Below are 19108 nucleotides of genomic sequence, written 5' to 3'. Positions count from 1 at the left end.
AAAAAATGCCATCTACATTATACCATGATAGAGGAGAAAATTCCAGACGAAATTTAGAGAAATTGCACAGAAACTTGAGACGGTTCAGGGGTCGGAACACAGCCGCACCATGTCGGCAGGCATGGGAGCCCGAAAAGAGAGAGCCGCCCCGGTGATCGGGTGGCGGAGGGACAACTCCGCCGAGTGAAGGGCGGGGCGGGAAATTACTTCGGGCTGCTCCCGTCCGTAAAGAAAATCGCCCGTCAGAGGGTGGCCCAGGTGGGCCATGTGGACCCGGATCTGGTGGGTGCGGCCGGTATCCAGCTCCAGCCGGAGAAGGGCGCGGGGTCCATGAATCTCCAGCACCTCATAGTGGGTCCGGGCCTCTTTTCCGTCGGGACGGACCATCTGCTCCACCAGAGAGCCGGGCCGGGGGCCCAGGGGGGCGTCCACCCATCCGGCGGCGGGAGCGGGGACCCCTTCGCACACCGCCAGGTAGACCCGTCGGAAATCGGGCGTGTGAAGCTGGTTCTTCAACACCTCCTGGGCGTGGGGGTGCTTGGCCACCGCCAGCAGGCCGGAGGTCCCCCGGTCCAGCCGGTGAACGGGGTGAAAATCCGCCTCAACGCCCTTGAAATCGTAATAATCCAGCAGAAAATTACCAACCGTATCGGAAAAGTGCCCCGGTCCGGGATGGACGGGGACGCCGGGCGCTTTGTTCAGGATGAGAATGTCCTCGTCCTCGTACACGATATCCAGGGGGCCGGGAGCGGGGACAATGCCGCTGCGCCGCTCGGGATCGGACAGGCGGACCGACAGCACCTGGCCCTCCCGGGGGACAAAGCGGGTGTTGACCCGCTGGCCGTCCACTAAAATCCCATCCTCCAGCCACTTGATCCGCCGCACCACCGTCCCCGACAGGCCCAGGCGCTTTTTCAGCAGGGTGTCCACCTTCACGCCCGCCAGCTCAGCCGTCACGGGCAGTTCGACCCGGCGGCTCACAGCTTTTTGGACAGCCACAGGTTGGCCGCCACGAAAGACAGAGCATAGACGGCCAGCACCCCAAGCAGGGCGTAGTAGGCGTGGAGGCTGAGGGGCAGCAGCACGAACAGGGCCAGGGCGGCGGCATAGAAGGTGAACAGTCCGGCAAACTGGGCAGCTCCGCCGACGATCTTCTGCTGGCGCTCGTCGGTCTCCTCAATGCGGGCCTTCCGCTTGGCCTCCGGGTGGGACATGAGGTACTGGGTGCGGACCAGGAAGAACACCGCGGCCACGGTGATGCCGCTGGCGGCCCCCAGGTAGAAGCCCTTGGCATGGTCGCCCAAATTGCTCTGGGGCACCAGGAAGAAGTAGCATGCAAAGCCCACCAGCCCAATGGCCAGCATGGCGCCGAACCAGAGGCAGCGCAGCTTCAACGTTTTGTCATAGTCCTTGGAAAAGGTCACGTTTTTCATCAGCATGGGGTATCCTCCTCAAATAAAAATACGTCTTCGATGGTCAGTCCAAAGTATTGGGCGATCTTATGGGCTAGCAGCAGCGAGGCGTTGTACCGCCCATTTTCCAGAGAGATGATGGTCTGCCGGGTGACCTCCACCGCGTCGGCCAGTTCGGCCTGGGAGATGCGCCGGGCCTTTCGCAGTTCGGCGATTCGATTGGTCACCGTATCACGTCCTTTCCGTGGGATAAAGTAAAGTTAGCTTTACAATAATGGTATAGCACACTTTACATTCTGTGTCAAGTAAGCTTTACAATAATCTAAAAATAGTTTGAATCATTTTGGGCGGGGGCGCATCGTGATGCGCCCCAACGCACAGTGTACACACATAAACGCATCCCCATCGAACCACTCTGGGGCCGTCCTGCACAAAATTCCGCCCGCCCTCTTTGCAAGGGAAGGGTTTTCCGATATAATACCCTCAAAGAAAAGGAGCGCTGCCCATGTTTGGACACAAGAAAGACAAACTGCCCCAGACCTCCGGCCGGGAGACTCTGGGGATCTACATTCACATCCCGTTCTGCCGCAGCAAGTGCGACTACTGCGACTTCTACTCCCTGGCGGGGAGGGAAGACCGGATGGACGCCTACCAGAAGGCCCTGCTGGCCCACATCGCTGAGACGGCTCCCCTGGCCCAGGGCATCCCGGTGGATACCATCTATTTCGGCGGAGGCACTCCCAGCTTTTACGGGGACAAGCGGCTGCGGGAGCTGCTGGCGGCGATCCGGAAGCAGTTCCAGGTGGCGGAAAACGCGGAGGTCACCCTGGAGGCCAACCCGGACAGCGTGGATCTGAAGTCTCTGCGCCGGCTGCGGAAGGCGGGCTTCAACCGGATCTCCATCGGGATGCAGTCGGCCTGCCCCGAGGAGTTGGCCGCCATCCACCGCCCCCATACCGCCAAACAGGTGGACGAGGCGGTGGCCGCCGCTAAGAAGGCCCGGTTCAAAAACCTGTCCCTGGACCTGATCTACGGCCTGCCCGGCCAGACCATGGACAGCTGGAAGGCTACGGTGGAGCACGCATTGTCCCTCATCCCCCAGCACCTGTCCTGTTACGGCCTGAAGGTGGAGGAGGGCACTCCCCTGGCCGCCCGGGTGGCGGAGGGAGAGCAGCTGCCCGACGACGACACCCAGGCCGACCTGTATCTGTGGACGGTGGGCCGCCTCCAGCGGGCCGGCCTGCCCCAGTATGAGATCTCCAATTTCGCCAAGCCGGGGCTCGAGTCCCGGCACAACCTGCGCTACTGGCTCACCAAGCCCTATATCGGCTTCGGACCCGGAGCACACTCCGACTTCGGAGGCCGGCGGTACTCCTTTGTCCGGGATCTGGACGGGTATATCGACGGCGTGCTTCGGGGCGGTGCCATCATCGACAGCGAGGAGCTGATCCCCCAGCGGGAGCGGGGAGGCGAATACCTGATGCTCCGTCTGCGTACCGCCCGGGGGATCGAGGAGTGGGAGTACCGGGGAAACTACTTCATGGATTTTGCCCCGCTGGAGCGGCGGCTGGAGGAGTTCCAGACCCAGGGCTGGGCCAAAAAGACCGAGGAGGGCCGCTGGCGGCTGACCCCCCGGGGCTTCCTGGTGTCCAACCAGCTCATCGGGGACCTGCTGGAGCGGCAGGAGCAGTCCGACCTGGCAGACCTGCTGCCCCGGGCCCGGGAACAGTTCGGAAAACGGAAATATTTGGAATGATCGTTGAGAAAAAACGCCAAAATCCGCCTGAAAAATTCTTCTAATTGGACAGCCGGAGGATAAATTATCCTCCGGCTGTCCATCAAATTGACGATTTGAGTCCCCACATGTAAAATTCATTGCCTCCGGGGTATAATGGTGCTATAATATATGCGATTTATAGCGCCCAGACCAGACTGGGCACCTAAATAGACAATATTTGGCTCTTTGAAGCCGATTTCCATACAGACGCCGCCATTGCGGCTCAAAGAAGGTGCATGATTTGACCAAGTATCAGATCCGCGGGGGCAAGCCCCTCCATGGGACCATCGAGATCAGCGGAGCGAAAAACGCTGCTGTTGCCATTATTCCCGCCGCCCTGATGGTGGACGGGGTCTGCCGCATTGAAAACGTTCCTCAGATCAGCGACGTTACGCTGATCCTCCAGATTCTGCGGGAGCTGGGCGCCGACGTGAAGACGGTGAACCGGACCACGGTGGACGTGGACTGCTCCCATATCCGCAACCGCCAGGTGCCCTATGAGCTGGCCCGCAGGATCCGCGCCAGCTACTATCTGGTGGGCGCCCTTCTGGGCCGCTTCGGCTGGGCGGAAGTGCCCCTGCCAGGAGGCTGCAACCTGGGCGGACGGCCCATCGACCAGCATATCAAGGGCTTTGTAGCCATGGGGGCCGAGGTGGAGGTCCGCAACGGCCTGATTTATGCCCAGGTGCCCCGGGGCGGCCGGCTGACCGGCGGACAGGTCTATCTGGATATGGTGTCCGTGGGCGCCACCATGAATATCATGCTGGCCGCCGCCCTGGCCGACGGTATGACCGTCATTGAGAACGCCGCCAAGGAGCCCCATATCGTGGACCTGGCCAACTTCCTCAACTCCATGGGCGCCAATATTATGGGCGCAGGCACCGACGTCATCAAGATCCGCGGCGTGGAGCGCCTGCGGGGCGGCACCTACTCCATCATTCCCGACCAGATCGAGGCGGGCACTTATATGGCCGCCGTGGCTGCCGCCGGGGGTGAGGTGCTCATCAAGAACGTGATCCCCAAGCATCTGGACTGCATCACCGCCAAGCTGGTGGAGATGGGCGTGGATGTGGAGGAGCAGGACGACGCCGTTCTGGTCCGCCGGAACGGTCCGCTGAGCCGCACCAACATCAAGACCATGCCCTATCCTGGCTTCCCCACCGACATGCAGTCCCAGATCAGCGCCGTGCTCTGTCTGGCCCGGGGGACCAGCGTGGTCACCGAGGGCGTGTGGGACAACCGCTACCGCTATGTGGATGAGCTGCGCCGTATGGGCGCCCGCATCCAGGTGGACGGCAAGGTGGCCGTCATCGAGGGGGTGGACAAGCTCACCGGAGCCCCTGTCCATGCCTGCGATCTGCGGGCCGGGGCCGCCATGGTCATTGCCGGTCTGGCCGCCCAGGGGGTCACCGAGATCGACGCCATCCACCACATCGAGCGGGGCTATGAGACTCTGGTGGAAAAGCTGTCCGCCGTGGGCGCCGACATCAAGGTCATCGTTGTCCCCGATGAGGAGAATCAGACCCAGGTGGGCTGAGTTTGTGTGAGAAGTTTGGAATTAGGAGTTAGGAGCTGTGGCGCCGCCGGAAGCGGCGGTCCGCGCGGGGCGGTACAGGCCGTCCCGGCGAAATCCACCGCTCCTAATTCCTAATTGATTTGAAGGGGGATCATTTTGCTGACCGTTACCACCTTGGCCAGCGGGTCCAGCGGCAACGCCGCGCTGGTGTCCTGCGGCGATACCCATATTCTGCTGGACGCGGGCGTTTCCGCCCGGCGCATCACCACCGGCCTGAGGGCGCTGGGGGTCCCGCCGGAGAAGCTGACCGCCATTCTGGTCACCCATGAGCACCATGACCACATCAACGGCCTGGCCGTGCTGACCAAGAAGGTCCGGGTCCCCATCGTATCCTCCGGCCCCACCTGCCGCCAGATCTGCTATAAAGTCCCCTTTGTGGACGAGCTGGTGCGGCAGCAGGAGCCGGGGACCGGGGTGTGGCTGGGGGAGCTCTGGGTGGAGTCCTTCGCCACCCCCCACGACGCCGCCAGCAGCGTGGGCTACTCCATCGCCGGGGACGGCCGCCGCATGGTGCTGTGTACCGACCTGGGGTATGTGACCCCCGAGGTGAAGGCTGCGGTGCGGGGCTGCGATCTGCTGATCTGTGAGGCCAACCACGACGAGGACTGGGTCCGCTCCGGGCCCTATCCCTACCAGCTGAAGCAGCGCATCCTGGGTGACCGGGGCCACCTGTCCAACGAGGCCGGGGCCGAGCTGGCCGCCCTGGGGGTGGAATCCGGGGCCCGCACCGTGGTGCTGGCCCACCTGTCCGCCGAGAACAATACCCCGGCCCGGGCCCGGCAGGTGGTCAGCCGCCGTCTGGCCGCCATGGGCTGCGACCCGGAGCGGGACATTTCCCTGACCGTGGCCCCCCGGAGTGAGTTGGGACCCACCTACCGCCTGGAGCGGGAGAGGGCTGCCGGAGCGGTGGTTCAGAAGGAGGCGGCGCTGTGCTGAGCGTACATCTGATCTGTGTGGGCAAGCTGAAGGAGAAATTTTATCTGGAGGCCTGCGCCGAGTATATGAAGCGCTTGTCCCCCTACTGCAAGCTTACCCTCACGGAGCTGCCCGAGGTCAAGCTGCCCCAGAATCCCTCTCTGGGCGAGATCGCCGCCGCTCTGGACAAGGAGGGGGACGCCATCCGGGCCAAGATCCCGCCCAACTCCAGTGTGGTGGCCCTGTGCGTGGAAGGAAAGATGCGCTCCAGCGAGGAGTTGGCCAGCCTGGTCCGCACCTGGGAACAGAACGCCGCCAAGCACCTGGTTTTCGTCATCGGGGGGAGCTACGGCCTTCACCCCTCCGTCAAGGCCGAGGCCTGGGTCCAGCTTTCCATGTCTCCCATGACTTTCCCCCACCACCTTGCCCGGGTCATGGTGCTGGAGCAGATCTACCGGGCCTTTAAGATCAATGAGGGGTCCAGCTATCATAAATAAAAAAACAGGACTGCGAGGCAGTCCTGCTTTTTTATACTCCCGTCAGATCGAAGGGGGGCGTGTATTCCTCCTTGGCGCTGGTCCGGTCCTGGGTAAAGCCGGACAGCCCCAGATTTTCCATGTACTCCCGGGCCGCGCGCATCTCGCCGGGGCGCAGCCGGCGGTCGATCTCCGGGCAGGAGGACAGGTCCCCCCAGGGGGTGTACTGGCTCATGAGGGAAAAGAGCACCGTTCCCGGCTCAAATTCCCCGGCCACCCAGTCCATCACCGCTTTGGCCTGGTTCACCTGGCCCGGAAGGATCAGGTGGCGGATGACCACGCCGCGCTTCAGCAGGCCGTCCGCCCCAAATTGACAGGGGCCTGTCTGGCGGACCATCTCCCGGATGGCGGTCTGTGCGTTCTCCGGATAATCGGCGGCGGCGGAATAGCGCCCGGCGGCGGCAGGGTCCAGATATTTCAGGTCGGGGAGGTAGACGTCGATCTTCCCCTCCAGCCCCTTCAGTGTCTCCACCTTGTCATAGCCCCCGGAGTTCCATACCGCCGGGACAGGCAGGGGATGGTCCTCCAGCAGGGACCGGACCACATGGGCGTAGTGGGTGGGATTGACGAAGTTGATGTTGTGGGCCCCCTGGGCGATGAGCTCGTCACAGATCTCCCCCAGCCGCGCCAGGGAGACGGGCTTTCCGAAGTCCTGATGGCTGATCTTCTCGTTCTGGCAGAAGACACAGCCCAGGGAGCAGCCGGAGAAAAAGATGGTCCCGGAGCCCCGGCTCCCCGAGATGGGGGGTTCCTCCCACATGTGGAGGGCGGCCCGGGCCAGCACCGGGGCCGACGGCATCCGGCAGCGGCCCCGGCCCTCGTTCTCCGTGCGCAGGGCCCCGCAGTTCCGGGGACAGATACGGCAGATCATGGCAGACGATCCTTTCTTTGAAAAATCAGAGTCGGCCGATCCGGTCGGCCACCCGGTCGGCAAAGCTCCGGAAGGCGTTGGGGACGGCGTAGGCGTCCCGGAGGGCGGCACGGTCCGCCCACACCCAGCCGTCCGGCAGGCCGGGGGCCTCCAGCTCCCCGGACAGAGCGGTCATGTGCCACTCAATATGGGTGAAGATGTGCCGGCCCGTCCCTGCCCGCTCCAGGGTCCGGGGGGACAGGCCCCAGAGGGCGGGCCAGTCGGTCCCGTCGGACAACTCGTTGGGATACTCCCACAGCCCGGCCAACAGACCTTTGTCCGGTCTGCGCCGAAGAGCTACCTGGTTTTCGTAGAAGAACAGATAGACCGTCCGCGCCTCCGTCCGGCGGGCCTTCTTGGGGGCCTTCACCGGCAGCTCCCCGGTGCGCCCCTCCTGATAGGCCCGGCAGAAGGCGGCGGCGGGGCACTTCTCACACAAGGGAGCGCCGTTGGGCAGGCAGACGGTGGCTCCCAGCTCCATCATGGCCTGGTTGAAGTCCCCTGGGGCGTCCAGGGGAATGACTTGAGCCAGGGCCTGAGTGACCTTCTTTTTCATGGCGGGCGTGGTGATGTCGCCGTCGTCTCCGCAGACCCGGGCGGTCACCCGGAGCACGTTGCCGTCCACCGCCGGAACGGGCAGACCGAAGGCGATGGAGGAAATGGCCCCGGCGGTATAGTCCCCCACTCCGGCCAGAGAGCGGATGTCCTCATAAGTGTTTGGGAATGTTCCGTCGAACTGTTCCATGATCTGGCGGGCGGCCTTCTGCAGATTGCGGGCCCGGCTGTAATAGCCCAGCCCCTGCCACAGCTTCATCAGCTGGTCCTCGGGCAGAGCGGCCAGCTCGGCCACGGTGGGGGCGGCCTCCAGGAAGCGGCGGTAGTAGTCCAGCACCGCCGCCACCCGGGTCTGCTGGAGCATGATCTCCGACACCCAGACCCGATAGGGGGTGGGGTGGCTGCGCCAGGGCAGTACCCGGGCGTTTTCCCGGTACCACAGCAGCAGGGGAATGGGCAGCTGCTCCAATTCCGTCATAGTCCCCCTCCTTCTCTCGCGGGTTTTCTCTGATTATAATCGAAAAATGCCCGGGCCGCAACGGGGACTGCCATAGGCATTTGATAATAATGCGTATAATAAGTTTAGGGATGGAATTTCCGGGCAAGGGGTGGTAAAGTTTTACCAGAACAAGGGTTAAAAAATTAACGATATACCGGCTGCCGCTCTTACCGGTCTATCCGCGAATAAAGCCGTTGTTCACGATCATTCCTTTTTCATCCATCCTTCCAGACCAAACCAACAAGAGGCATCCTTTTGGATGCCTCTTGTTGGTTTTTGCTTGAAGCATGCTGCCTGAACCGGACAGATGGGCGGCCTCGGGGAGCGGTCATCCCTTCCGATGGCGCAAGAGGTACAGCGCCCAGGCCAGCAGAGCGGTCAGACCCTCGGTGATGGGAAAGGTGAGCCACAGTCCGGGCATGTCCCACAGGGCGGACAGCAGAAAGGCCAGAGGCAGGATCAGGACAAAGCCCCGGAGCAGGGAGATGACCTGGCCGGGCCGGGGGCAGTCGGTGGCGGTGAAATAGACGGCCAGAACGATGTTGAGCCCAGCCCAGGGACAGCCGGTGAAATAGAGCCGCAGGCCCTGGACCGCAATGGCCTGGAGCGCCGGGTCCCGGTCCCGGTTGAACAGGGCGGCCAGGGGCTCCGCGCCCAGAATGAGGATCAGACAGAAGAACAGGGACAAAAGCAGCACCGTTATCACGGCATACCGGAGGACGGCCCGGACCCGGGAGGGCAGCCCCGCGCCGTAGTATTTGCTGAGCAGGGGCTGGACGCCCTGGGCCACGCCGCTGTATATGGCCAGCACCACCAGGGACAGATTGGCCACCACGCCGTAGGCCGCCACAGCCAGATTGCCCCCGAGGCCCAGGAGGATAGCATTGAAGGAGACCATGACCGCGCCGGCGGACACCTCTGTGACCAGAGAGGGGACGCCGGCGGCCAGAACAGCGCCCGCCAGAGGGGGGGACGGGGCGCAGGAACACAGCCGGAAGGTGTTCTGCCGCCGGAGGAAGAAGGGGGACAGAACGGCCAGGCTGATGATGGCGGCCAGGCCGGTGGCCAGCACTGCGCCGAAGATGCCCATGCCCATGGGGAAGATAAAGAGATAGTCCAGCAGGATATTGGAAAAGCTGCCGCTGACCATGGCGGCCATGGACCGCTGGGGCGCGCCGTCGTTTCGGACAAAGCACAAAAGCAGGTCGTTGAGCAGATAGGCGGGGGCGAAAAGGCACAGCACCCGGATGTAGGTCCGGGTCATGGAAAACACCGCCTCGTCCGCCCCCAGCAGGGCGGTGATGGCGTCAGCGCCAAAGAGCCCCACCAGCAGAAACAGGGCGGCGGTGACGGCGGCCATGACCAGGGTGTGGGAGAAGACGGCGTCCGTCTCGCCGGTCCGGCCCTGGTGCCGGAGGATAGAGAAGCGGGTGGCCCCGCCCATGCCCAGCATCAGCCCGCAGCCCTGGATAAAGCTGTATATAGGGATGGCCAGGTTCAGGGCGGCCAGACCGTCCGGTCCCAGGCCGTTGGCCACAAAAAAGGTGTCTGCCAGCACATAGCAGGACAGGGCTGCCATCCCGAGGATATTCAGGGAGCAGTAGCGGGCAAATTCCCGGAAGCACGAGGGCGATTTCGGCATAGGGGCCTCCTCCGATCAAAAACAAAGCGCCGACGGTCCCATCTTCAAGGCCTAACGATGGGATGTTCGGCGCGTAATCCTCCGACCCGGCGGCCGGAGGGTACCTGTTTCAGTTGACACCCTCATCATAGAGGAAGCAGGGAGGAAAGTCAAGGAAAAAATCCACCCTCCCGCCCCGGGACCGGAGCGGGAAGGTGGAGAACCGGGCTTATTCGCCTTGATGCTTTTTTGCCGCGCCGATGAACTCCCGGAACAAAGGATGTGCTTTATTAGGCCGGCTTTTGAGCTCCGGGTGGAACTGGACGCCCACGAACCAGGGGTGGTCGGGCAGCTCCACGATCTCCACCAGCCGCTGGTCGGGAGACAGGCCAGCCAGTACCAGACCTGCGTCGGTGAGGATCTGGCGGTAGTCGTTGTTGAACTCATAGCGGTGGCGGTGGCGCTCGCTGATCTCATCGGCTCCATATGCCCGGTAGGTAAAGGTGTCGTGGCTTGTGATCCGGCAGGGGTAGGCCCCCAGCCGCATGGTGCCGCCCTTGGCGGTAACGCCCCGCTGGTCGGGCATCAGGTCGATGACCGGGTGGGCGGTGGTCCGGGACAGCTCGCTGGAGTGGGCGTCCTCCATGTGGCAGACGTGGCGGGCGTACTCGACCACCGCCATCTGCATCCCCAGGCAGATGCCCAGGAAGGGGACCTTGTGCTCCCGGGCGTAGCGGACGGCGGAGATCTTGCCCTCGATGCCCCGGTCACCGAAGCCGCCGGGGACCAGTACGCCGTCGGCCCCGGCCAGGAGCTGGGCGGCGTTGTCGTCGGTGACGGTCTCGGAGTCCACCCAGCGGACCTTCACCTTCACCCCGTTCTCAATGCCGCCGTGGGTCAGGGCCTCCACCACTGAGAGATAGGCGTCGTGGAGGGCCACATATTTGCCCACCAGGGCAATCTCCACCTGACCCGTGGGGTTTTTGGCCCGGTGGACCATGGTGGCCCACTCGGTCAGGTCGGGCATGTGGCAGATGAGGCCCAGACGGCGGACCACCACGTCGGCCAGCCCCTCCCGCTCCAGCATCAGGGGCACCTCGTAGAGCAGGTCAGCGGTGAGGTTGGGGATGGCGTTTTCCACCGGGATGTTGCAGAACAGAGAGATCTTTTCCAGAATATCCCTGGGCACGGGGTAGTCGCTGCGGCAGATGATGACGTCGGGCTGGATGCCCAGGGACAGCAGCTCCTTGCAGGAGTGCTGGGTGGGCTTGGATTTCAGCTCCCCGGTGCCGGGGATGGCCACGATGAGGGAGACGTGGACGAACATCACGTTCTGGCGGCCGCGCTCGGCGGCCACCTGGCGGATGGACTCCAGGAAAGGCTGGCTCTCGATGTCGCCTACGGTTCCGCCGATCTCCACGATGGCCACGTCGGTATCCGGAGTGTCAAGGGCATAGATGTGGTTCTTGATCTCGCCGGTGATGTGGGGGATGATCTGGACGGTGCCGCCCAGATAGTCGCCCCTGCGCTCCCGGTTCAGCACGTCCCAGTACACCTTGCCCGAGGAGACGGAGGAGTTGAAAGTCAGGTTTTCGTCGATGAACCGCTCGTAATGGCCCAGATCCAGGTCGGTCTCCGCCCCGTCGTCGGTGACGAACACCTCCCCATGTTGGTAGGGGCTCATGGTCCCCGGGTCCACGTTCAGGTAGGGGTCCAGCTTTTGGACCTTGACCCGCAGGCCCCGCTGCTTCAGCAGACGGCCCAGACTGGCCGCCGTGATGCCCTTGCCCAGACCGGACACCACGCCGCCGGTGACGAAAATGTACTTCACTGCCATAATGATCCCTCCATCAATTTAATTCACTGCTTGAAAAAATACCGGGTTATTGTACTCTTATCTTGTCCTACCGTCAAGAAAAAACATGGGTGAAAAATCTGACAAATGCATACTGTTCTTTTCAAGAAAAGTATGGGCGCCCCTGGGAGACCCTTCTCCCGGGGGCGCCTCATTGCGCTTATTTGTGATAGAGTTTGTTGGTCTGGTACCGGGGCTCGCAGGTGAGCTGGAGGCCCAGCTTCTTGTAGGTCACCGCGTCGGCGGGGGACAGGATGACGGAACAGTGGGCCTGGCAGCCCTTCAGTTCGGCCAGTACCTTCAGCGCCTCGGCGGCCTTGGCCTCCTGGTTAGCGGAGGAGGCCAGGGCGATGAGCACCTCGTCGCTGTGGAGCCGGGGGTTGTTGGAGCCCAGATACGCCACCTTCACGGTCTGGATGGGCTCGATGGCGCTCTGCGCGATCAGGTGTACGCCGTGTCCCCCTGCCCCGGACAGGTATTTCAAGGCGTTGAGGAGGGCGGCGGCGGAGCAGCCCATGAGCTCGGAGGTCTTGCCGGTGATGATGGAGCCGTCGGCCAGCTGGATGGCCATGGCGGGCTCGCCGGTCTCTTCGGCCAGACGGTTGGCTTCGGCCACCACGGGGCGGATGGCGGGGGTGATGCCGGCCTGCTGCATCAGCAGCTCCAGCTTGTACACCGTGCAGTCGGAGCCCTTGCCCTGACGGCGCTCGCACTGAGCGTCGTAGTACCGGCGGATGATCTCCTGCCGGGCGGCCTCCTGACAGGCCTCGTCGTCATAGATGCAGTTGCCCGCCATATTCACGCCCATGTCGGTGGGGGACTTGTAGGGGCAGCTGCCGGTGATCTTCTCGAACATGGCGGACAGAACGGGGAAAACCTCCACGTCCCGGTTGTAGTTGACGGTGGTCTGGCCGTAGGCCTGGAGGTGGAAGGGGTCGATCATGTTCACGTCGTCCAGATCGGCGGTGGCCGCCTCGTAGGCCAGATTGACGGGGTGCTTCAAAGGCAGGTTCCAGATGGGGAAGGTCTCGAACTTGGCGTAGCCCGCCACGATGCCCCGCTTGTGCTCATGATAGAGCTGGCTGAGGCAGGTGGCCATTTTTCCGCTGCCCGGGCCGGGGGCGGTGACCACCACCAGGGGGCGGGAGGTCTCCACATAGTCGTTCTTTCCGAAGCCCTCGTCGCTGACGATCTTGGCGATGTTGTGGGGGTAGCCCTCAATGGGGTAGTGGCGGCAGACCCGGACGCCCAGCCCCTCCAGCCGCTGCTGGAAGGCGTCGGCGGCGGGCTGGCCGGTGTAGCGGGTGACCACCACGCTGCCCACATACAGCCCCCGGGAGCGGAAAATGTCAATAAGCCGCAGCACGTCGCTGTCGTAGGTGATGCCAAGGTCGCCCCGGACCTTGTTCTTTTCAATATCGCCGGCGTTAATGGCGATGATAATCTCCGCCTTGTCCTTCAGCTGCTCCAGCATCCGGATCTTGCTGTCCGGCTCAAAGCCGGGGAGGACCCGGGAGGCATGGTAGTCGTCAAAGAGCTTGCCCCCGAATTCCAGATACAGCTTGCCGCCGAACTGGGCGATCCGGTCCTGGATGTGCTGGGACTGCAGACGCAGATACTGCTGGTTGTCAAAGCCGCCTTTGGGCATGCCGGTCACCGCCTTTTTTCATCAAAATACACCCAAATATTTTACATCGGCGGGGAAACACCGTCAAGGGATTTTCACGAGGAATCTCAGGGAATCTGAGCGGAGAAAAACGGCCTCCAAAGCGGCCGGACATGCGGAAACGCCTGGGAGCCGCAGCGCGGCCGCCAGGCGTTTTTTAAGATCAATCGGGAGCCTCCATACCGAACAGCCGGGCGGGCAGTACGTCGGACAGGGCCACCAGCAGGGGGGACAGGCCACCGTCCTGCTGGAGGATGGGGGAGCGCACCGACACCCGGGGGTCCAGGGGCCCGGTGGGCAGGGAGAGGATCATCGAGGGGCCGGACTGCCCCAGATCCACCAGGAGGGAGCCCCGGTGGAGGGCGGCGATATGGCGGGCGATGGACAGGCCCAGGCCGGCGCCGGAGTCCGGCATGGGGAGGAGCTGGTCGGTATCCTGCTGGAGCATGGCCGCCAGCTGGCGCTGAGAGGGTGGAATTCCGCCGCCGGACAAGGTGAGGAGAGCCCCGCCGTTCTGCGTGCGGAGCCGGAGGCGGACGGCCTGCTGTCCCGCGGCCCGGGCGGTGTTAGAGATCAGCTCCAGCAGCAGCCGCCGGAGCAGCTGGGGGTCGCCGGGAATCAGCAGGGAGGACAGATCGGACTGGTAGTCCAGCGTGACGCCGGCGTCGTGAAGGAGCGGAGCGGCCTCGGCGCAGAGCTGGCGGCAGAGACCGGCCAGATCCATGGCCACCGGGTAAAAGGGAACGCCGCCGCCGCTTCCCGCCAGGCGGATAAAATCCAGGTTGTCCACCAGGCGGAACATCCGGTGAAAGCTTTTCCGCAGGGCGGGGCGGTCCGGGCCGGAGAGTTCCTCCGACTCCACCAGAAACTCGCCCAGGAAGGTCCGCAGCTGGCGCAGGACCCCGTCCAGCTGCCCGTCGGTCAGGGCGGTGGAGGGGGCGGGCCGGAAGGTGAGCCACAGGCCGTCCTCCGTGGCAGACAGCCGGAAGTCGTAGCTGCTCAGCCCGGCGGTAAAGGAGCCGGACCGGGAAGACGTTTCGGAGAGGGGCGGGAACCAAGGGGGGACCGGGGCGCCCAGCTCCAACTGGGGCAGATAGTGTCTGGCCATGGGGTTGACGGCGGCGATCTGTCCCTGTTGGATCAGTACGGCCGCCTCCGGAAAGCGGGCCAGAAGATCGTTCAGATCGGACATGGCGGTTCCTCCAGAGGGACCGTGTCGGCTTGCGGCGGGCGGTCCCTTTCGTCAATTTTTCAAAATTATCATGTGCCGGATGCGGGGCGGCCATGTGATGAAAATAGTATAACAAAGATTCCCAGCCCCAACAAGGGGGAAGTGGAAAAAGTGGGGAAAGGAGGGAGAAAGAAAGTTAAAGCGACGGTTAAGCCAAAAAAAGGCCGAAGAAAGACGATAAGAAAGCGCTTCCTTACGGTATGGCTAATTTTAGTGGTAAAATTTTCTGAATTCTGGAGAAAAATACACTACCAAAAAGGAGTGAAAAAGGGTATAATACAGTATGACCCTCAGTATGAGAACATTTTTAAAAAGATTGATAAAGAAGGAGCAATTCAACATGAGCATCAAAGTTGGCATCAATGGCTTTGGCCGCATTGGCCGTATGGTGTTCCGGGCCAGCCTGAACCACCCCGAAATCGAGATCGTGGGCATCAACGATCTGTGCCCCGCCGACTACCTGGCTTACATGCTGAAGTATGATACCATGCATGGCCAGTTCGCCGGTACTGTGGAGAGCACCGAGAACGCCATCGTCGTGAACGGCAAGGAGATCCCCATCTCCGCCGAGCGCAACCCCGCCGATCTGCCCTGGGCCAAGCTGGGCGCTGAGTACGTGGTGGAGTCCACCGGCCTGTTCCTGACCAAGGAGAAGGCTCAGGGCCACCTGGACGCCGGCGCCAAGAAGGTCATTATGTCCGCCCCCTCCAAGGACGACACCCCCATGTTCGTGTGCGGCGTCAACTTTGACAAGTACACCACCGACATGAACTTCGTCTCCAACGCCTCCTGCACCACCAACTGCCTGGCCCCCATCGCCAAGGTCCTGAACGACAACTGGGGCATCACCGAGGGCCTGATGACCACCGTCCACTCCGTCACCGCTACCCAGAAGACCGTTGACGGTCCTTCCCTGAAGGATTGGCGCGGCGGCCGCGCTGCCACCGGCAACATCATCCCCTCCTCCACCGGCGCCGCCAAGGCCGTGGGCAAGGTCATTCCCGAGCTGAACGGCAAGCTGACCGGTATGTCCATGCGCGTTCCCACTCTGGACGTGTCCGTGGTCGACCTGACTGTCAACCTGGCCAAGCCCGCTAAGTACGAGGAGATCTGCGCCGCCATGAAGGCCGCCTCCGAGGGCGAGCTGAAGGGCGTTCTGGGCTACACTGACGAGGCCGTCGTGTCCTCCGACTTCCTGGGCGACACCCGCACCTCCATCTTCGACGCCGGCGCCGGCATCGCTCTGACCGACACCTTCGTGAAGGTCGTGTCCTGGTACGACAACGAGATCGGCTACTCCAACAAGGTTCTGGAGCTGATCAAGCACATGTACTCCGTGGACCACAAGTAATCCAAGCTTTCGCCCAAAGGGCGCCGCTTGCATAAGCGGCGCCCTTTTTGTAATTTGTCATGGGAAAGCCCCCGGCCGTGCCGGGGGCTTTTCGATTGCAAAAAGACCGCGCCTCCGGCCGGAGCCGGAGGCGCGGGAAAGGGAGGGAAAATCAGGGATCGGATCAGGCCAGGTTCAGGGCTTCCTTCACCTTGGCGATGATGTGAGCGCCGATGTCGCGGGAAGCGTCCACAGTCTGAGCGCCGATGTGGGGGGAGACGACGAAGTTGTCGCAGTCGAACAGGGGGGAGTAGAAGCGGGAATCCTCGGTCAGGCCGTCGCCGGCGACCTCGTTCTCCAGAACGTCGGTGGCGTAGCCGCCCAGCTTGCCGGCCTTCAGAGCCTCGTACATATCCTTCTCGTTGACGATGCCGCCGCGGGCCATGTTCAGAACGACGGCGTCGCTCTTCATCTTGGAGATGGACTCGGCGTTGAACAGGTTGCGGGTCTCGTCGTTCAGAGGCATGTGGATGGTGACGAAGTCGGCGACCTCGCACACCTCGGCAATGCTCATGGAAGTGGCCTCATTCTTGGTGAAGATCTCAGCGGGCAGATAGGGATCGTAAGCGACGATCTTCATGCCGAAGACACGGGCGATCTCACCCACGCGCTGGCCGATGCGGCCAAAGCCCAGAACGCCCAGAGTCTTGCCCCGCAGCTCGCGGCCGACAAAGGCGTACTTGTCCCACTTCTGGTTGACAGTGACGTCGCGGTGAGCGGGAATGGTGTGGCGGGACAGCTCCAGCATCTTGCAGATGGTCAGCTCGGCCACGGCGTTGCCGTTCAGGCCGGGAGCGTTGAACACCTTGATGCCCTTCTCCTCAGCGTACTTGGTGTCGATATGGTTCAGACCCACGGAGCACACGCCGATGACCTTCAGGTTCTTGGCGGCATCCAGAACGTCCTTGTCGATCATGGGATCGACGCGCATGATCAGAACGTCCACATCGGCGATCATAGCCTTCAGTTCGTCCTTAGCGGGGGGCAGCTTGGGGCTGACGGTAACTTCCATGTACTTGCCGAGCTCCTCGGCAATGGCGCTGTGGACGACGTCGATGATGAGACACTTCATGGAACAAACATCCTTTCTCATTTTAATGTTCTCCGGGAAAACTCGGGGATCAATACTTACTTATTCACATTATGACACAACTTTCTCTCGCCGAACATCACATTTTTTATGAGGGTTGTCACAACTGTTTAACTGTGGTACAATAGGAACGGCTCACAAAAAATGGAGAATTTTGGGACATGTGGGGGGATATGCTTGAACTTTCTGCATTTGAAATATTTCCTGATGGTGGCTGAGGAACTGAATATCACCCGGGCGGCGGAGCGGCTGTATATCTCCCAGCAATCCCTGTCCAACCATATCAGCAACATGGAGCGGGAGCTGAATGTGAAGCTGTTCACCCGCTCCCCAAAGCTGTCCCTGACCTATGCCGGGGACCAGCTGGTGCAGACGGCCACCCAGATCCTGGATCTGCACACCCAATTTCTGACCAAGGTGGGCGACATCAACCGGCACTATCTGGGGGTGCTGCGGGTGGGGATCTCTCACACCTGCGGGCTGGCTCTGCTGCCCGACATTCTGCCCCGGTTCCGGGAGGAGTTCCCCATGGTGGAGTTCTCCCTGTCGGAAGGAAATTCCAACCAGCTGGAGGACGAGCTGTCCCACGGCCGGGTGGATCTGATCATCTGCTTCCAGCCCATTATGCTGGAGGGGGTGGAGACGCTGCCGCTGACCGAGCAGAAGCTGGTGATGGTGGTGCCCAAAGGCTTCACCGACCAGCTGTTCGGAGACCGGGCGGAGGAGGTCCGGGCCCAGTTCCTCCAAGGGGCCGACATTGCCGTATTCCAGCAGATGCCCTTCGTGCTGATCAAGCGGGGCAACCGGACCCGGAACATCGTGGACCAGTATTTCAGCCGCTATTACTTCAAGCCCAAGCTGATCCTGGAGACGGAAAACACCGTCACCACCCTGGCCATGGCCCAGGCGGGCATCGGGATCACCATCTGTCCGGAGCTGTTCCTCCGGGCCATCCCCACCGCCGCGGCCGCCTCCAAGGGCGTGGACCTGTTCCCGCTGACCGACCCCTCCACCTTCAGCAAGCTGGTGGCGGGCTACCGGGGGGACCGCTATCTCTCACACTTCGGGGAGCGGTTCATTGCCATGGCCCAGGAGGCTTTGACGACTTAAACGCCGCCGCGGTAAAGAATGTTATAAAAATGCCCGCCCCTGTAAGAGGCGGGCATTTTTCGTTGCAAAGGAAAGTGGGAGCCGGAGCTCAGCCGTCCAGACGGTCGGCCACCTCGGCCAGAGGATTGTGCTCCACCTGCTCGATCCTGCCGGCGTCGAAGGCGGCGGCAAGGCTGGGGTCGATGGGCAGCCGGGCCAGGACGGGGATCTCCAGCTCCATGGCCACCTGGTCCAGATGGCTCTCACCGAAGATGGCGTGCTGCTTGCCGCAGTCGGGGCACTGGAAGTAGCTGTAGTTCTCCACCAGACCCAGAACGGGGATGTCCATCATCTTGGCCATGTTCACCGCCTTGGTAACGATCATGGACACCAGATCCTGGGGGGAGGTGACTACGATGATGCCGTCCACGGGCAGGGACTGGAACACGGTCAGAGGCACGTCGCCCGTTCCCGGAGGCATGTCCACGAACATATAGTCCACGTCGCCCCACACCACGTCCTGCCAGAACTGGGTGACCACGCCGGCGATGACGGGGCCGCGCCAGATGACAGGGTCGGTCTCATTGGCGGACAGCAAGTTCAGGGACATGAGCTTGATTCCGCCGGCGGTAACGGCGGGGTCAATGCCGGCGTCGGTGCCGGTGGCCTTCTGGTGGATGCCGAAGGCGGTGGGGATGGAGGGGCCGGTGATGTCGGCGTCCAAAACGGCCACCTTCCGGCCCTTTTTTGCCATGGCAGCGGCCAGAGAGGCGGTGACGGTGCTCTTGCCGACGCCGCCCTTGCCGCTGACCACGGCAATGACGTGTTTGACGCTGGACAGGGCGTTGCCGGGAACGCGCATGTCCCGGGAGCCGCAGTCGGCGCTGCAGCTGGAACAATTATGGGTACATTCAGACATAGAATAGGCACTCCTTATCATTGATCGGGAAAATACCCGGAAGATACTCTTCAAACCAATAGTCTAC

17 protein-coding genes are annotated in these 19108 nt (G+C 62.5%); 6 read left to right on the top strand and 11 right to left on the bottom strand.

The window, feature by feature from the left end:
- Positions 1–84: 84 nt before the first annotated feature.
- The 3 genes from I6E39_RS03985 to I6E39_RS03975 are packed head-to-tail and all read right to left on the bottom strand — an operon-like array spanning position 85 to position 1639.
- A complete protein-coding gene (locus tag I6E39_RS03985; RefSeq protein WP_235380242.1) occupies positions 85–999 on the bottom strand; it encodes an RluA family pseudouridine synthase in 915 nt (304 codons plus the stop codon).
- Positions 978–1439: a hypothetical protein gene (locus tag I6E39_RS03980; RefSeq protein ID WP_235380240.1), complete on the bottom strand. Its 462-nt coding sequence runs from the start codon at positions 1437–1439 to the stop codon at positions 978–980. The genes I6E39_RS03985 and I6E39_RS03980 overlap by 22 nt, the downstream gene beginning before the upstream one ends.
- Positions 1433–1639 (bottom strand): helix-turn-helix transcriptional regulator, encoded by a 207-nt coding sequence (locus tag I6E39_RS03975; protein WP_235380239.1) that lies wholly within the window; start codon positions 1637–1639, stop codon positions 1433–1435. The genes I6E39_RS03980 and I6E39_RS03975 overlap by 7 nt, the downstream gene beginning before the upstream one ends.
- A 278-nt stretch (positions 1640–1917) precedes the next feature.
- Between I6E39_RS03975 and hemW the strand changes: the two genes are divergently transcribed.
- The 4 genes from hemW to rlmH all read left to right on the top strand — a co-directional run bounded on the left by hemW (position 1918) and on the right by rlmH (position 6177).
- Positions 1918–3168 (top strand): radical SAM family heme chaperone HemW, encoded by a 1251-nt coding sequence (gene hemW / locus I6E39_RS03970; RefSeq protein WP_235380237.1) that lies wholly within the window; start codon positions 1918–1920, stop codon positions 3166–3168.
- A 262-nt stretch (positions 3169–3430) separates the two neighbouring features.
- Complete coding sequence (locus I6E39_RS03965; RefSeq protein ID WP_235380235.1) at positions 3431–4726, top strand: UDP-N-acetylglucosamine 1-carboxyvinyltransferase; 1296 nt, start codon at positions 3431–3433, stop codon at positions 4724–4726.
- Between the two features lie 135 nt (positions 4727–4861).
- Positions 4862–5701: an MBL fold metallo-hydrolase gene (locus I6E39_RS03960; RefSeq protein WP_235380233.1), complete on the top strand. Its 840-nt coding sequence runs from the start codon at positions 4862–4864 to the stop codon at positions 5699–5701.
- Positions 5695–6177, top strand: coding sequence for a 23S rRNA (pseudouridine(1915)-N(3))-methyltransferase RlmH (rlmH, locus tag I6E39_RS03955; protein WP_235380230.1), 483 nt, complete (start codon positions 5695–5697; stop codon positions 6175–6177). Before I6E39_RS03960 ends, rlmH begins: the two co-directional genes overlap by 7 nt.
- Before the next feature lie 31 nt (positions 6178–6208).
- Here rlmH and I6E39_RS03950 read toward each other — a convergent pair whose 3' ends face one another.
- The 6 genes from I6E39_RS03950 to I6E39_RS03925 all read right to left on the bottom strand — a co-directional run bounded on the left by I6E39_RS03950 (position 6209) and on the right by I6E39_RS03925 (position 14514).
- Positions 6209–7087 carry a radical SAM protein gene (locus I6E39_RS03950; RefSeq protein WP_235380227.1) on the bottom strand — a complete coding sequence of 293 codons (879 nt, stop codon included), beginning with the start codon at positions 7085–7087 and terminating at the stop codon, positions 6209–6211.
- 25 nt (positions 7088–7112) lie between these two features.
- On the bottom strand, positions 7113–8159 hold the full coding sequence (gene mutY, locus I6E39_RS03945; protein ID WP_235380222.1) for an A/G-specific adenine glycosylase: 1047 nt from the start codon (positions 8157–8159) through the stop codon (positions 7113–7115).
- Positions 8160–8508: 349 nt separating this feature from the next.
- Positions 8509–9822 (bottom strand): MATE family efflux transporter, encoded by a 1314-nt coding sequence (locus I6E39_RS03940; protein ID WP_235380220.1) that lies wholly within the window; start codon positions 9820–9822, stop codon positions 8509–8511.
- 208 nt (positions 9823–10030) lie between these two features.
- The gene (locus I6E39_RS03935) at positions 10031–11638 is read right to left on the bottom strand and encodes a CTP synthase (RefSeq protein ID WP_235380218.1); all 1608 of its coding nucleotides are present in this window, start codon (positions 11636–11638) and stop codon (positions 10031–10033) included.
- Positions 11639–11816: 178 nt separating this feature from the next.
- Positions 11817–13304, bottom strand: a complete 1488-nt coding sequence (locus I6E39_RS03930; protein WP_235380214.1) for a DUF1846 domain-containing protein — start codon at positions 13302–13304, stop codon at positions 11817–11819.
- A gap of 181 nt (positions 13305–13485) precedes the next feature.
- Entirely contained in the window at positions 13486–14514 is a 1029-nt protein-coding gene (locus tag I6E39_RS03925) for a sensor histidine kinase (protein WP_235380212.1), read from the bottom strand.
- A 379-nt stretch (positions 14515–14893) separates the two neighbouring features.
- Between I6E39_RS03925 and gap the strand changes: the two genes are divergently transcribed.
- Positions 14894–15904, top strand: a complete 1011-nt coding sequence (gene gap, locus I6E39_RS03920; protein ID WP_235380211.1) for a type I glyceraldehyde-3-phosphate dehydrogenase — start codon at positions 14894–14896, stop codon at positions 15902–15904.
- 163 nt (positions 15905–16067) lie between these two features.
- Here gap and I6E39_RS03915 read toward each other — a convergent pair whose 3' ends face one another.
- Positions 16068–17015: a D-2-hydroxyacid dehydrogenase gene (locus tag I6E39_RS03915; protein ID WP_235380209.1), complete on the bottom strand. Its 948-nt coding sequence runs from the start codon at positions 17013–17015 to the stop codon at positions 16068–16070.
- Between the two features lie 195 nt (positions 17016–17210).
- Here I6E39_RS03915 and I6E39_RS03910 point away from each other — a divergent pair, with 195 nt between their 5' ends.
- Positions 17211–18143, top strand: a complete 933-nt coding sequence (locus tag I6E39_RS03910) for a LysR family transcriptional regulator (RefSeq protein ID WP_235380207.1) — start codon at positions 17211–17213, stop codon at positions 18141–18143.
- An 88-nt stretch (positions 18144–18231) separates the two neighbouring features.
- On the opposite strand, the gene I6E39_RS03905 is transcribed toward I6E39_RS03910, so the two are convergent.
- Positions 18232–19041 (bottom strand): Mrp/NBP35 family ATP-binding protein, encoded by an 810-nt coding sequence (locus I6E39_RS03905; protein WP_276530265.1) that lies wholly within the window; start codon positions 19039–19041, stop codon positions 18232–18234.
- Positions 19042–19108 lie beyond the last annotated feature (67 nt).

It is taken from the genome of Pseudoflavonifractor phocaeensis, assembly GCF_021531375.1.
Taxonomy (GTDB): Bacteria; Bacillota; Clostridia; order Oscillospirales; family Oscillospiraceae; genus Lawsonibacter; species Lawsonibacter phocaeensis_B.
The sequence above is the reverse complement of the archived record's forward strand: the minus strand, read 5'-3'. Positions and strand labels throughout refer to the sequence as shown.

Coding starts and splice junctions, on each gene's coding strand:
- I6E39_RS03940 (WP_235380220.1), bottom strand. CDS start 9,822: ATGCCGAAATCGCCCTCGTGCTTCCGGGAATTTGCCCGCTACTGCTCC.
- I6E39_RS03905 (WP_276530265.1), bottom strand. CDS start 19,041: ATGTCTGAATGTACCCATAATTGTTCCAGCTGCAGCGCCGACTGCGGC.
- gap (WP_235380211.1), top strand. CDS start 14,894: ATGAGCATCAAAGTTGGCATCAATGGCTTTGGCCGCATTGGCCGTATG.
- I6E39_RS03935 (WP_235380218.1), bottom strand. CDS start 11,638: ATGGCAGTGAAGTACATTTTCGTCACCGGCGGCGTGGTGTCCGGTCTG.
- I6E39_RS03925 (WP_235380212.1), bottom strand. CDS start 14,514: ATGTCCGATCTGAACGATCTTCTGGCCCGCTTTCCGGAGGCGGCCGTA.
- I6E39_RS03915 (WP_235380209.1), bottom strand. CDS start 17,015: ATGAAGTGTCTCATCATCGACGTCGTCCACAGCGCCATTGCCGAGGAG.
- I6E39_RS03980 (WP_235380240.1), bottom strand. CDS start 1,439: ATGCTGATGAAAAACGTGACCTTTTCCAAGGACTATGACAAAACGTTG.
- I6E39_RS03930 (WP_235380214.1), bottom strand. CDS start 13,304: ATGCCCAAAGGCGGCTTTGACAACCAGCAGTATCTGCGTCTGCAGTCC.
- mutY (WP_235380222.1), bottom strand. CDS start 8,159: ATGACGGAATTGGAGCAGCTGCCCATTCCCCTGCTGCTGTGGTACCGG.
- hemW (WP_235380237.1), top strand. CDS start 1,918: ATGTTTGGACACAAGAAAGACAAACTGCCCCAGACCTCCGGCCGGGAG.
- I6E39_RS03950 (WP_235380227.1), bottom strand. CDS start 7,087: ATGATCTGCCGTATCTGTCCCCGGAACTGCGGGGCCCTGCGCACGGAG.